Genomic DNA, 12557 nt, shown 5'->3' on the forward strand with positions numbered 1-12557 from the left:
TCCGTAATTACATCATTCCACCCATACCGCCCATGCCGCCCATATCCGGCATTCCGCCGCCTGAGCCGCCTTCTTCTGGTTTGTCAGCAACGACTGCTTCAGTTGTTAGAAGCATTGCTGCAACAGAAGCTGCGTTTTGAAGTGCAGAGCGAGTTACTTTTGTTGGGTCAACGATTCCTTTTTCGATCATGTTTACCCATTCGTTTGTTGCTGCGTTGAAGCCTACGCCAATTTCTTCGTTTTTCAAGCGCTCAACGATAACGGATCCTTCAAGACCTGCGTTGTGAGCGATTTGACGGATTGGCTCTTCAAGAGAACGTAGAACGATGTTTACACCTGTTTGAACGTCACCATCAGCTTCGATTGAAGCGACTTTTTTGTATACATTCACAAGTGCTGTACCACCACCAGATACGATACCTTCTTCAACTGCTGCACGAGTTGAGTTAAGTGCATCCTCGATGCGTAGCTTACGCTCTTTTAGTTCTGTTTCAGTTGCAGCACCAACTTTGATGACAGCGACGCCACCAGCTAGTTTTGCAAGACGTTCTTGTAATTTTTCTTTATCGAATTCAGAAGTTGTTTCTTCAACTTGCGCACGGATTTGGTTGACACGTGCTGCAATTTGAGCAGAATCTCCTGAACCTTCTACGATAGTTGTGTTTTCTTTTGTCACAACGACTTTAGACGCGCGGCCAAGCTGACCGATTTCAGTTGATTTCAGGTCAAGTCCTAGGTCTTCTGTGATTAACTCTCCGCCAGTTAGAACAGAGATGTCTTCAAGCATTGCTTTACGACGATCACCGAATCCAGGTGCTTTTACTGCCACTGCGTTGAATGTTCCACGAAGTTTGTTTACAACAAGTGTTGCAAGTGCTTCGCCTTCTACATCTTCTGCAATGATCAACAATGGTTTTCCTTGTTGTACCACTTGCTCAAGTACAGGAAGGATTTCTTGAATGTTTGTGATCTTTTTATCAGTGATTAAGATGTAAGGATTTTCAAGAACGGCTTCCATCTTATCAGAATCCGTCACCATGTATGGTGAAGCATATCCGCGGTCAAATTGCATCCCTTCAACCACTTCAAGCTCAGTCGTGAATCCTTTAGATTCTTCAATTGTAATAACACCGTCGTTACCTACACGCTCCATTGCTTCAGCGATTAGGCTTCCTACTTCTTCATCTGCTGCAGAAATTGACGCAACTTGAGCAATTGATTCTTTGCCTTCGATTGGTTTAGAAATCTCGTGCAAGCCTTCAAGTGCTACTTTCACTGCTTCTTCGATCCCTTTACGAACGCCAACAGGGTTTGCACCAGCTGTTACGTTTTTCAGACCTTCACGGATCATTGCTTGAGCTAGAACCGTTGCAGTAGTAGTACCGTCACCAGCTACATCGTTTGTTTTGCTTGCAACTTCTGCCACAAGTTTTGCACCCATGTTTTCAAATGCATCTTCTAATTCGATTTCTTTTGCAATTGTTACACCGTCATTTGTGATAAGTGGAGAACCGAATTTTTTCTCAAGAACCACGTTACGTCCTTTAGGTCCTAAAGTTACTTTTACAGCATCTGCAAGTGCATCTACACCACGTAACATCGCACGGCGTGCTTCTTCACTGAACTTAATATCTTTTGCCATAATAACAAAACCTCCTCAGTCTTTTTAGAAATGTATCTCAATATTTTTTATGTGATTAACCAATAACAGCTAAAATGTCGCTTTCACGAAGGATTAAATATTCTTTTCCCTCATATTTCACTTCAGTGCCTGCATATTTTGAGAAGATAATGCGGTCGCCTGTATTGACTTCTAACGCAACGCGCTCACCACTTTCAAGTACACGACCTGAACCTGCTGCAACAATTTTACCTTCTTGTGGTTTTTCTTTTGCAGAATCCGGTAAGACAATACCGCTAGCGGTTTTTTCCTCAGATTCAACGAGTTCAATGATTACGCGATCGCCTAATGGCTTTAACATAAGAAACAACCTCCTCAATTTTTATATGTAGTCTTTTTTAGCACTCATCACCAACGAGTGCTAACACATTTATTATAATAAAGAATCTCTTCTGCAATTTCAAGTAAAAACCCTTAAAAATTTTTACGCTTTCACGATCTTTTCCCATCACAGATTCTTTCCTTTTCAACGAAAAAGAAGACTTGTGTTACAATAAATCTAGTTCTTTTAGTAAAGGGGTTTTCGTTACTTGAAAAAACAATATTGGTACATCATCTTAACTTATATATTGGTGCTCTTCTCTGTGATCCCTTTTGTACTTGTCATGAAAGGGTTAGGACTCATTCAAACGCCAATGACACAAGAAGAGTACTCTCAATTATCAGGAACTTGGACAATCATCAGCTTCTGTATCGGATTGATCATTATTTTGCTCATTCTTCGAACCGTACCAAAAGCTTCACTTCGGAATGAAGCGCCGGTTTCAGTCGGCTCTGCCATCGCCTGGATCATTGGCGGTTTCTTTCTTTCCCTCTTTGCGCAATCGATTGCAGGAGTGATTGAACAATATGCATTTGGCATTGGCCGTGAATCAGAAAATACACAAGCGATTTTATCCATTATGGATGCCGTTCCTTGGCTTGTGATCGTGATCGCCTTGATTGGACCGATCTTAGAGGAAATCATTTTCCGAAAAATTATTTTTGGTGTGATTTATGAAAAGACAAATTTCTTCATTGGGGCACTTGTCAGTTCAGTGGTTTTTGCTGCTGTGCACACTGATTTTGCCCATATCTTGCTCTATACCGCAATGGGCTTTACCTTTGCCTTTTTATATGCGAAAACAAAACGAATCATTGTTCCAATCGGTGCTCATATGCTCATGAACTCGCTCGTCATTCTTGTGCAGATTGAGCCAGTGAAAAAAATGATTGAAGAACAATCTCAAACAATGCAAATGATTATTGGAGGCTTTTTCTCATGAGAAACCCTGTTGTATGGGGCATCATTTATTTTGCCGTAGGTGTGGCTTTCACCTATATGGCCATCCAAAACCCAGGTGACATGTGGTCATTTTACAGCATTTTGCTGATGGTGTTTGCGGCCTATAATATCAATATCGCGTTTAAAATGTTTGCTTTCTCTGTCAAACTCAAAAAACAGCAGCAAAAATAAATCAAAAACCATTTTCCGCGTTTGGAAAATGGTTTTTTTATGGAGGTCGTATCTTCATGGAACATGAAAAACTTCGCATCTTAAACGAGCAACATGAAACGATTGGAGTTGCCATCCGTTCAGATGTCCATGCCCAAGGTCTTTGGCATGAAACCTTTCATTTCTGGCTTCTCAAACGAGAACATGGCACAGTCTATCTCTATTTTCAGCTAAGAAGTCCTGCAAAGAAGGATTTTCCTTCTCTGCTTGATATCACAGCAGCGGGCCATCTTCTCGCAGATGAACTGCCTTCTGATGGCTTGAGAGAGATAGAAGAAGAGCTTGGTCTTTCCATCCCTTTTAAGGATCTTACCTATACAGGACTCATACAAGATGAAATTCATCTGCCTCCGTTCATCGACCGTGAGTTCTGCCATGTGTATCTTTACATGGATCAAACAGAGCACATGGAAGTTCATCTACAGAAAGAAGAAGTCGCTGGTTTGTACAGAGCAAAGCTGCTTGATGCACAGCAGCTTTTAACAGGAACTTGCGAAAGAATTCAAATCGAGGGCTTTGAAATGAATACAAGCGGAGAACGACGTGAGGAAAGCAGGGAAGTCCATGTTCAAGATTTTGTCCCGCATGAACCTGCCTATTATGAGCACCTCTTTCATGCGATCAATCAATTCCTTTCACAATAGAAAAAGCATCGTGATCACATATTGGATCACGATGCTTTTTTATGAGACATAATGACTTTCTTTCTCCTCAGTTTGCTGCATTTTGCGATAGGTTACTCTTGAAATGACAATACTCACTTCATACAAAACGAGCATTGGCAAGGTAACCATGAGGTGAGAAACAAGCTCTGGCGGTGTAATGAGTGCGGCAATGACAAGGAGGACAAAATAGGCATACTTCCGTATTTTCGATAAAAACATTGGTGTAATGATGCCAAGTCTTGTGAGAAACATCAACACGACAGGCATCTGAAACAAAAATCCAAATGGAAGTGTTAACTGCATCAGAAATGTAAAATACTCATGAATCCCAATCACTTGCTCTACATTTAAATCATTCGACATTCGTATCATAAAATCGACGACAAACGGAAACAAAATAAAATAAGAGAAAGCCACACCGCTCAAAAATAAAAGCAGTGCAATCGGAATGTAAGCAAGTGTCACCTTTCTTTCTTTTTCATATAAGCCAGGACTCACAAACGCCCAAAGCTGATATAAAATAACGGGACACGTCAAAACCAAAGCAATGACAAATGCGAACTGCATAAACACGTACAGTGGGTCTGTGAGCTTAAACGCGTTCAGTGTCAGTGTTGCCGCTTCATCGGTATTTTGCAAATACACAATGACCGGCTTAGCGAGAAAAAAACCTGCCACCATAAAGGTGACAAAAAACATCGCAATGATCACTAAACGTTTTCGCAGTTCCACAATATGCTCCATAAGCGGCATATCTTTGACATTCATGAAGCTCATCCTATTCTACTGATCTTCTTTTTTCTTTTTTTCTTCCTGATCATCAGCTAAACCTTTTGTGGCATTTTTGAATTCACGTAATGTATCTCCTGCTGCTCTTCCTAATTCAGGAAGCTTTTTCGGCCCAAAAATAATGAGCGCAACAATCGCAATCAGAACCAAACTTCCAGGACCGATCGGACCCATTTGCTCCACCCCCTTTACCCCGTTTCATCAATCCTCCTGCGTAACAGAGTAATGCTTTAAGAAATACACAAGAGACTGAAGTTCAACCGCCAAATCTATATGATGAATTCGAATGTGTTCCGGCACATTCAATCGAGCCGGCGTAAAGTTAAGGATTCCTTTGATGCCAAGGGCAATCAAACGATCTGTAATGGACTGAGCTGCTACGGCAGGTACTGTCAAAATCGCAACAGGAATATCTCCTACCTCTTGAACATGCTCTTCAAGCTTATCCAAATCATAGACAGGCACGCCGCCTATCTCACTTCCTATTTTACTCTCATTGACGTCAAAAGCCATTGAAATTTTTGTATTATTATTTTTTATGAAATTATAGTGTAAAAAAGCCGTTCCTAAATTCCCGACACCGATGAGCATCACATTGGTCATTTCATCTTGGTCAAGAGTCTTTCTAAAGAAGGTCAAGAGGTAATCGACATTATAGCCATACCCTTTCTTCCCTAGTGCACCAAAATACGAAAAATCTCGGCGAATGGTGGCAGAATCCACTTTGACTGCATCACTAAGCTCTGCCGATGACACCCTTTGTTTTCCTGATGCATGCAGATTTTTTAAAAAACGGTAGTAAAGCGGCAAACGTTTGGCTGTCGCTTGTGGAATTTTTGACTGGTCTATATTCATATAAGATCCTCCAACTTAAATATCAGATGCTCTGTGAAAATCACCGTTTTTCCCGCCTGTCTTTTCAACTAGATAGGTGGGACCGATGATCATGCCTTTATCGATCGCTTTACACATGTCGTAAACGGTCAGTGCACATACTGAAGCAGAAGTGAGCGCTTCCATCTCCACACCCGTTCTTCCTTTTGTTTTGACCTGTACTTGTATGTTCAGAATGTGCGCATTTCCGTCTTCCTCCCAATCAAAGGAGATATCCACGCCTTTTAGTGCGAGCGGATGACACATTGGAATGATGTTGGACGTTTGCTTTGCTGCCATAATGCCAGCAACCTGTGCGACAGACAGCACATCCCCTTTTCCAATTTCATGTTGTTGTATTTTATGAAACACTTCTTTTATCATACGAACGCTTGAAGCAGCAACGGCGGTTCTCACTGTAGACGATTTGTCACTAATGTCGACCATCTTTGCTCTTCCTTGTTCGTTAAAGTGGCTAAATTGACTCATCTTTCAACGCTCCCTCACTCAAATCATACACTATTTTTTCCTATCTGTCTTTCATTTGACCGTTGTGATTGTATGTAAGATTTGCCGGTTTACTGCTGATAAGCTACACTTAACATATTATAGCAGAGGTGAAGTTACATGATGATTCTACAAGTGAATCAGCTGTCCAAATCGTTTGGCGCTGATACCGTTTTAACGAATATAAAATTGGAAGTCAAAGCAAAGGATCGTATTGCCATTGTTGGTCGTAACGGCGCAGGCAAATCCACGCTTTTAAAAATTATTGCCGGTCAAATGTCTTACGAGCAAGGTGAGATCATCAAACCGAAAGACCTATCAATCGGCTATTTAGCACAGCACACCGATGTGACGTCTACACGTACGTTAAAAGACGAATTATTATCGGTTTTTGATCATTTAAAAGGGATGGAACAAGAGATGAGAACCATTGAGGAAAAAATGGCTTCTTCCACAGGTTCAGAGCTGGATTCCCTGATGAAAACCTATGACAGGCTGCAGCAGGAATTTAAAGATCAAGGTGGCTATCAATATGAAGCAGATGTCCGTTCCATCCTTCATGGTCTCGGCTTTAGTCATTTTGAAGATGAGGCAACCGTCCAATCATTAAGCGGCGGCCAGAAAACCCGTCTAGCACTTGGAAAGCTCTTATTAATGAAACCAGAACTCTTAATTCTGGATGAGCCGACCAACCATTTAGATATTGATACCTTATCATGGCTTGAGCAGTATTTGCAAAATTATACAGGAGCTATTCTTATCGTTTCCCATGACCGCTACTTCTTAGACAAAGTCGTCAATCATGTCTATGAAGTCTCAAGAACAGCGATGAAAAAGTTTGCAGGGAACTATAGTAAGTATCTTGAGCTGAAAGCAGAGCAGCTAGAGCGAGATATGAAGCTCTATGAAAAGCAGCAAGAAGAAATCTCGAAGCTTCAGGATTTCGTGGATCGCAACCTAGCAAGAGCCTCGACCACAAAGCGCGCTCAGAGCAGACGGAAGCAGCTGGAACGGATGGATCGTTTAGATAAGCCATTAGGTGATGAGAAATCCGCAAGCTTTCATTTTGATATTACGAGACAGAGCGGAAATGATGTGCTGAAGGTGCATGACCTTGATATTAGTTATGATGAAAAAACACCGCTCCTATCCTCCCTTTCGTTTCATATCAAACGTGAGGATAGCGTGGCACTCATTGGTCCGAACGGGATCGGGAAATCAACGCTCTTAAAAACCTTAACGAATACAATAAAGCCTGTAAAAGGCAACATCAATTTTGGATCTCATGTCACGATCGGCTACTATGATCAGGAACAAGCCAAACTGACATCCTCCAAGAAAGTGCTAAATGAGCTTTGGGATGATTATCCTCATATGAATGAAAAAGAAATCCGGACATGTTTAGGAAACTTCCTTTTCTCCGGTGATGACGTCTTAAAGCCCGTTCATGCACTAAGTGGTGGAGAAAAAGCGCGTCTTGCACTGGCGAAGCTGATGCTGCAAAAAGCCAATTTCCTCATTCTCGATGAACCTACTAACCATCTGGACTTAGATAGTAAGGAAATTTTAGAGAATGCGCTAATTGATTATCCAGGAACCATCTTATTTGTTTCGCATGATCGTTATTTTATCAACCGTCTGGCAACAAAAGTGTTCGAGCTGTCGCGAGCAGAAACAAAAGAATATCTTGGTGACTATGACTACTACCTTGAAAAGAAAAACGAACAATTAGAGCTTGAAGCGCTCAAAAATCACGAGCCGTCTAAAAAGCACGCAGAAAAACCAGTAGAAACAGCCAAGCTTTCTTATGCGGAAGAAAAAGAACTGAAAAAGAAAGAAAGACAAAAGCAACGCAGAATCGAAGAAATTGAAGAGCGGATCGCCGTCATCGAAGAGAAGCTCGGTGAAAATGAACAGCTTTTATGTGATCCTGCTATTTTCCAAGATCACGAGAAGGTCCAAGCCATTCAAACAGAAAATGATGCGCTTAATCAAGAGCTTGAATCACTTTTTGCAGAGTGGGAAGACCTATCAGAATCTTAAAGAGTGCCCTAACGGGTGCTCTTTTTCTTTCAGTGAAGCTTTATTACCCACAATGATATCCACAATAACTTCTTTATTATTATTAAACACTTCGGACTTATCCACTTTATCCACAAGGTTTTAATCACATATCCACAGAAAAACTCACATTTATACACATTCTCTTCATTTTAAAACGAAATTTTCTAACAATTGTGGATATATAACGTTTACATGTGAATAAATCGCTTTCATTCCAAATAAAAAAACCCCTGTCTATCCACAGGAGTTTTCATTCATATGAGACAAGCGGTAATCCAGGCTGACCGTTCATTGCCATATCGCCTCTTATTCCTTTTTCAAACGCAATGGTACCCGCAGCAGCAATCATGGCTGCATTGTCTGTGCAAAGAGACAATGGCGGAATGGTGACATTTACTTCTGACAGCTTCGTAAATGCTGACGTTAGGGCTTCTCTCAGTCCTTTATTGGCAGCGACTCCTCCAGCTAGAACAACCTGCTTCACCCCATACGCCTCAGCCGCTTTTAATGTCTTTCCAACAAGCACCTCAATGACGCTTTCTTGAAAACTTGCCGCCAAATTCTCTGGAGCAATCGTTTCTCCCTTTTGGGATGCATTGTGTAATGTGTTGATCACAGCTGATTTTAAACCACTGAAACTAAAATGATAGGACCCTTCTTCAAGCCATGCGCGAGGAAGCTTGATCGTTGGCTCTCCTTCATGTGCTAATCGATCAATATGAGGTCCACCTGGATACGGAAGACCCATCGTCCGAGCCACTTTGTCATAGGCTTCTCCAGCCGCATCATCTAATGTTTCACCGATGACCTCAAAGGACCCATGCTCTTTCATTAGAACAAGCTCAGTATGTCCGCCAGAGACAACAAGAGCTAAACATGGGAACTGTAATTCATCAACAAGCTGGTTTGCATAAATATGTCCAGCAATATGATGAACACCAACGAGAGGAATTTGATGAGCAAAGCTCAGTGCCTTTGCTGCATTGACACCGATCAGAAGAGCACCGACTAAGCCCGGTCCTTCTGTGACAGCAATAGCATCTAAATCCTTAAAGCTCATATTGGCCTGTGCCATCACTTCTTCTAATACGATGGTCACTTGCTCCACGTGATGCCTTGAAGCAATTTCTGGTACAACACCGCCAAATCGTTTATGACTTTCTATTTGCGAGGCCACAACATTCGCTACGATTTCTTTCCCATTTTTCACAATGGACGCAGCTGTTTCGTCACAGCTTGTTTCTATACCTAATATGAATCGATCTGTTTGTTCACTCATTTATATTCACCCACATGACTAATGCATCTTCCCCATTATCTGTATAATAATTCTTTCGAATAGAAGCTGGTCTGAAACCAAGCTTTTCATAAAGGGATTGTGCCGGTGTATTAGAAACCCGCACCTCTAAAGAAAGATGATCTGTCTTTTTTTCCTTGCAAAATTCCATGACATATCGAAGCAATGCTTCCCCGTAGCCCTTCCCTCTATGCTCAGGGAGAATCGCAATGTTCGTAATTTGTGCATCGTCCATGACAATCCAGACCCCGCAATACCCAACAGGCTGCTTAGCTTCTTCAATGAGGAAATAATGACTGTATTGGTTATGGAGAATCTCATAGACAAACGATTCTTTTTTCCAAGGTGCTGTAAACGAATGCACTTCAATCGTATACACCTCTGGAATGTCCTCTACTGTCATTTTTCGAATCTCTACTGTGTTGAGATTATTTTTGTCCTTCAAGCCATTTCACTTCCGCTTCTGCCAAACGAATATAGTTAGGGACAAGCTGGTGGACATCTTCAGCAGGACGATCTGCTCCTAAAAACGCAAGCACTGAAGGTCTTGGATTATGAAATGCCCCCTCTGCCACAGCAGCAGTCTCTCCTAAAATGGAGCGAATGCTCTCTTGATGAAGATGCACATCATGTCCAAGAAATAAGACAGGCTTTTCTGCCTGCTTCAGCTCTTGAAGCCAATCCGTGAGCAAGATATTTTGGTCTGGTTTGATCTCTTTAATCTTTCCTTCTTCAAACATATATAGCCCAGTATAAACTTGTCCTCTTCTCGCATCAAATAGTGGCGAGATCCATCCATCAAAATATTGACCATTTGCCGCGAGTGTTTCTAAACTCGAAACAGCCGATATCGGGATAGACAGCGTCCACGCCAGTGTTTTTGCAATGGTCACACCGATTCTGACGCCAGTGTAGGAACCAGGTCCTTTTGCTACAACGATTTTGCTTAGTTCGCTTGGCGCTACACCACATTCTTTCATCAGTGCTTCAACAGTCGGCATCGCTCGGACGGAATGGTTCTTTTTTAAGTACGTGATGCTCTCGCCAATTACTGTGTTATCTCTTACAAGAGCAATTCCTAATGTATGGTTTGACGTATCAAGCGCCAGTATGGTCAAATTCTTTCATCTCCTTACAAAGGGCCTCGTAGTGCTCCCCTTTTGCATCAAACGTGAGATGACGTTCTTCTTCACGTTCTGTTCTCAGCATGTCAATTTTTAAATACGATGAAGGCAATTGCGGTTCAATGAGATGTGCCCATTCAACCAAGCATACACCTTCGCCCTCAAAATATTCTTCGAGTCCGATATCTTCCTCTGCATCTTCCATGCGGTACACGTCCATATGATAAAGTGGCAGTCTGCCATCAGTATATTCTTTAATAATGGTAAAAGTGGGGCTGTTGACGATACGGGTAATACCTAAGCCTTCCGCAAAACCTTTTGAAAAAGTGGTTTTGCCAGCGCCTAAATCTCCTTCTAATGTCAATACATCGCCTGGCTTCACAAGTTTGGCCAAAGCAGCGGCAATTCGTTTCGTCTCATCCGCACCTTTTGTCGTCCATGTTAATTTCACAGTTGATGTCACCTCATTTCTTAAAATGATTATATCCTTTTTTCATTAACACTGTTTGTTGATCATTGTCTTTTAAAATAACGCTGGCTGCTTGATCACCTTTAACTTGTCCAATGCGTGTGATCTGAATGTCTTCTTTTTTACATTGTATTTCAAAGCTTTCCCAATCAGCCTCTGGAATCGTGCCAGTTAACACAAAGTCTTCTCCACCAAACAACACCCATTCAAGCCAGTCTTTGCGTAACATCGGTAAAGCTGGATGTTTTGGGAGCTTGTCAGCTTCAATCTCTATCGTCACACGGCTCGCTTCGGCTATCTCATTCAGCTCACTTGCTAATCCATCACTCACATCATTCAAGGTCACCCGTGGGAAGCTTGAGCATATGTATCCAGCAGCAATATGAGGCTGAGGCATTTTGTGACGCTCAAGAAAAAAATCAGAATCGACTGCCTTTGCAGAGTCTACTTCGTTCATTAAGAGTGATAATCCGGCAGCTGATGAACCGAGTTCACCAGTAACAAATACAATATCTCCTGCTTGAGCACTGTGACGGTAACAAGCTTTTCCCTTTGGAACCTCACCAATGACCGTCACTGTAATGACAAAGTCACTGCGGATGGCTACCGTATCCCCACCAATCAAATCCATATGATAGGTGTCAGCCAACGCTTTCATTCCCTCATAAAGAGCTGTGACGATCGTCTCATCACCATGAGGCGGAATCGCAATCGATACAAGATAATACTTTGGGGTTCCTCCCATTGCGGCGATATCACTGATGTTGACCGCCAGTGCTTTAAAGCCAACCTCAAAAGGTGTAGAAAAGTCAAAACGAAAATGAACATGCTCTACCATTGTATCAACACAAACGACCTCTTCACAATGTGAATGAGGTTGATAAACACTTGCATCATCACCGATGCCCATGACCAAAGAACGCTGATGTGTTTCTTTTGGTGTTATTCGGTGAATAAGATCAAATTCATCCATAAAAAGACAGCCCCTTCATGCAATCAATTGATTGAGTAGACATGATGTCAGACACAGTTAGTATTAGTGTAGCGAATATGAGTCTCAGTTCCAACTAAAAATGATATAAAGAAAGCCTGGTATGAAAAACCAGGCTTTGCTGAAGTGATCTATCTTTTCTTTTCACATATAGTGTAGCCAAACGCAAGCTATTTCATCGCATCATGGTTACTTGTTGAAAGAAAAAGACATAAAAAAAAACGAAACTATACGTTTTCGTTTACAAGTCATAAAAATGGCGGTCCGGACGGGACTCGAACCCGCGACCTCCTGCGTGACAGGCAGGCATTCTAACCAACTGAACTACCGGACCATTTTGGTTGCACTCAATGAGTACTCCCTATTGGTATATAAAATAATTTGGTTGCGGGGGCAGGATTTGAACCTGCGACCTTCGGGTTATGAGCCCGACGAGCTACCGAACTGCTCCACCCCGCGACGATATAAAGATAACAAGCTTGGCGGCGTCCTACTCTCACAGGGGGAAACCCCCAACTACCATCGGCGCTGAAGAGCTTAACTTCCGTGTTCGGTATGGGAACGGGTGTGACCTCTTCGCTATCGCCACCAAACCTGATGGA

The 12557-nt window shown here is 42.1% G+C and carries 15 protein-coding genes, 2 tRNA genes and 1 rRNA gene; 4 read left to right on the forward strand and 14 right to left on the reverse strand.

Translation table 11 applies throughout. The features are described from left to right. Positions 1–7: 7 nt before the first annotated feature. Positions 8–1642, reverse strand: a complete 1635-nt coding sequence (gene groL, locus C6W18_RS15960; RefSeq protein WP_034320371.1) for a chaperonin GroEL — start codon at positions 1640–1642, stop codon at positions 8–10. 55 nt (positions 1643–1697) lie between these two features. After that, positions 1698–1982, reverse strand: a complete 285-nt coding sequence (gene groES / locus C6W18_RS15965) for a co-chaperone GroES (protein WP_003214120.1) — start codon at positions 1980–1982, stop codon at positions 1698–1700. Positions 1983–2211: 229 nt separating this feature from the next. Between groES and C6W18_RS15970 the strand changes: the two genes are divergently transcribed. The 3 genes from C6W18_RS15970 to C6W18_RS15980 are packed head-to-tail and all read left to right on the forward strand — an operon-like array spanning position 2212 to position 3820. Further along, positions 2212–2946, forward strand: a complete 735-nt coding sequence (locus tag C6W18_RS15970) for a CPBP family intramembrane glutamic endopeptidase (RefSeq protein ID WP_105928210.1) — start codon at positions 2212–2214, stop codon at positions 2944–2946. Beyond that, the gene (locus C6W18_RS15975; protein WP_034320377.1) at positions 2943–3137 is read left to right on the forward strand and encodes a YdiK family protein; all 195 of its coding nucleotides are present in this window, start codon (positions 2943–2945) and stop codon (positions 3135–3137) included. Before C6W18_RS15970 ends, C6W18_RS15975 begins: the two co-directional genes overlap by 4 nt. Before the next feature lie 56 nt (positions 3138–3193). Next, complete coding sequence (locus C6W18_RS15980; protein WP_105928211.1) at positions 3194–3820, forward strand: NUDIX hydrolase; 627 nt, start codon at positions 3194–3196, stop codon at positions 3818–3820. A 39-nt stretch (positions 3821–3859) separates the two neighbouring features. On the opposite strand, the gene tatC is transcribed toward C6W18_RS15980, so the two are convergent. Genes tatC through moaC form a run of 4 tightly spaced genes read right to left on the reverse strand, consistent with a single transcriptional unit; the run spans position 3860 to position 5992 of the window. Continuing rightward, positions 3860–4618: a twin-arginine translocase subunit TatC gene (tatC, locus tag C6W18_RS15985; RefSeq protein WP_105928212.1), complete on the reverse strand. Its 759-nt coding sequence runs from the start codon at positions 4616–4618 to the stop codon at positions 3860–3862. Positions 4619–4624: 6 nt separating this feature from the next. Further along, positions 4625–4804, reverse strand: coding sequence for a twin-arginine translocase TatA/TatE family subunit (locus C6W18_RS15990; RefSeq protein WP_003214302.1), 180 nt, complete (start codon positions 4802–4804; stop codon positions 4625–4627). Positions 4805–4831: 27 nt separating this feature from the next. Further along, complete coding sequence (locus C6W18_RS15995; RefSeq protein ID WP_008355687.1) at positions 4832–5485, reverse strand: redox-sensing transcriptional repressor Rex; 654 nt, start codon at positions 5483–5485, stop codon at positions 4832–4834. Positions 5486–5500: 15 nt separating this feature from the next. Next, the gene (gene moaC, locus C6W18_RS16000) at positions 5501–5992 is read right to left on the reverse strand and encodes a cyclic pyranopterin monophosphate synthase MoaC (protein WP_105928213.1); all 492 of its coding nucleotides are present in this window, start codon (positions 5990–5992) and stop codon (positions 5501–5503) included. A 138-nt stretch (positions 5993–6130) separates the two neighbouring features. Here moaC and C6W18_RS16005 point away from each other — a divergent pair, with 138 nt between their 5' ends. Continuing rightward, on the forward strand, positions 6131–8053 hold the full coding sequence (locus C6W18_RS16005) for an ABC-F family ATP-binding cassette domain-containing protein (RefSeq protein WP_105928214.1): 1923 nt from the start codon (positions 6131–6133) through the stop codon (positions 8051–8053). 271 nt (positions 8054–8324) lie between these two features. Here the strand turns inward: C6W18_RS16005 and tsaD are convergent, their stop codons facing one another. The 8 genes from tsaD to rrf all read right to left on the reverse strand — a co-directional run bounded on the left by tsaD (position 8325) and on the right by rrf (position 12548). Beyond that, complete coding sequence (gene tsaD, locus C6W18_RS16010) at positions 8325–9353, reverse strand: tRNA (adenosine(37)-N6)-threonylcarbamoyltransferase complex transferase subunit TsaD (RefSeq protein ID WP_105928215.1); 1029 nt, start codon at positions 9351–9353, stop codon at positions 8325–8327. Continuing rightward, entirely contained in the window at positions 9346–9774 is a 429-nt protein-coding gene (gene rimI, locus C6W18_RS16015; RefSeq protein WP_034320429.1) for a ribosomal protein S18-alanine N-acetyltransferase, read from the reverse strand. Before rimI ends, tsaD begins: the two co-directional genes overlap by 8 nt. 25 nt (positions 9775–9799) lie before the next feature. Continuing rightward, positions 9800–10489 (reverse strand): tRNA (adenosine(37)-N6)-threonylcarbamoyltransferase complex dimerization subunit type 1 TsaB, encoded by a 690-nt coding sequence (gene tsaB / locus C6W18_RS16020; protein WP_105928216.1) that lies wholly within the window; start codon positions 10487–10489, stop codon positions 9800–9802. Next, positions 10470–10946: a tRNA (adenosine(37)-N6)-threonylcarbamoyltransferase complex ATPase subunit type 1 TsaE gene (gene tsaE, locus C6W18_RS16025; protein WP_105928217.1), complete on the reverse strand. Its 477-nt coding sequence runs from the start codon at positions 10944–10946 to the stop codon at positions 10470–10472. Before tsaE ends, tsaB begins: the two co-directional genes overlap by 20 nt. Before the next feature lie 13 nt (positions 10947–10959). Next, complete coding sequence (gene thiL, locus C6W18_RS16030; protein WP_105928218.1) at positions 10960–11937, reverse strand: thiamine-phosphate kinase; 978 nt, start codon at positions 11935–11937, stop codon at positions 10960–10962. 275 nt (positions 11938–12212) lie between these two features. After that, a tRNA-Asp gene (locus C6W18_RS16035) sits at positions 12213–12289 on the reverse strand. A 48-nt stretch (positions 12290–12337) separates the two neighbouring features. Next, positions 12338–12414: transfer RNA gene (locus C6W18_RS16040), tRNA-Met, on the reverse strand. A gap of 18 nt (positions 12415–12432) precedes the next feature. Next, positions 12433–12548: ribosomal RNA gene (gene rrf / locus C6W18_RS16045) — 5S ribosomal RNA — on the reverse strand. Positions 12549–12557 lie beyond the last annotated feature (9 nt).

The sequence above is a fragment of the Bacillus sp. LLTC93 genome (assembly GCF_002993125.1).
Taxonomy (GTDB): domain Bacteria; phylum Bacillota; class Bacilli; order Bacillales; family Bacillaceae; genus Bacillus; species Bacillus zhangzhouensis.

Bases quoted from the DNA above. Each gene is read 5' to 3' on its own strand.
- groL (WP_034320371.1), bottom strand. From the start codon at position 1,642: ATGGCAAAAGATATTAAGTTCAGTGAAGAAGCACGCCGTGCGATGTTA.
- groES (WP_003214120.1), bottom strand. From the start codon at position 1,982: ATGTTAAAGCCATTAGGCGATCGCGTAATCATTGAACTCGTTGAATCT.
- C6W18_RS15975 (WP_034320377.1), top strand. From the start codon at position 2,943: ATGAGAAACCCTGTTGTATGGGGCATCATTTATTTTGCCGTAGGTGTG.
- C6W18_RS15980 (WP_105928211.1), top strand. From the start codon at position 3,194: ATGGAACATGAAAAACTTCGCATCTTAAACGAGCAACATGAAACGATT.
- tatC (WP_105928212.1), bottom strand. From the start codon at position 4,618: ATGAGCTTCATGAATGTCAAAGATATGCCGCTTATGGAGCATATTGTG.
- C6W18_RS15990 (WP_003214302.1), bottom strand. From the start codon at position 4,804: ATGGGTCCGATCGGTCCTGGAAGTTTGGTTCTGATTGCGATTGTTGCG.
- C6W18_RS15995 (WP_008355687.1), bottom strand. From the start codon at position 5,485: ATGAATATAGACCAGTCAAAAATTCCACAAGCGACAGCCAAACGTTTG.
- moaC (WP_105928213.1), bottom strand. From the start codon at position 5,992: ATGAGTCAATTTAGCCACTTTAACGAACAAGGAAGAGCAAAGATGGTC.
- C6W18_RS16005 (WP_105928214.1), top strand. From the start codon at position 6,131: ATGATGATTCTACAAGTGAATCAGCTGTCCAAATCGTTTGGCGCTGAT.
- tsaD (WP_105928215.1), bottom strand. From the start codon at position 9,353: ATGAGTGAACAAACAGATCGATTCATATTAGGTATAGAAACAAGCTGT.
- rimI (WP_034320429.1), bottom strand. From the start codon at position 9,774: ATGACAGTAGAGGACATTCCAGAGGTGTATACGATTGAAGTGCATTCG.
- thiL (WP_105928218.1), bottom strand. From the start codon at position 11,937: ATGGATGAATTTGATCTTATTCACCGAATAACACCAAAAGAAACACAT.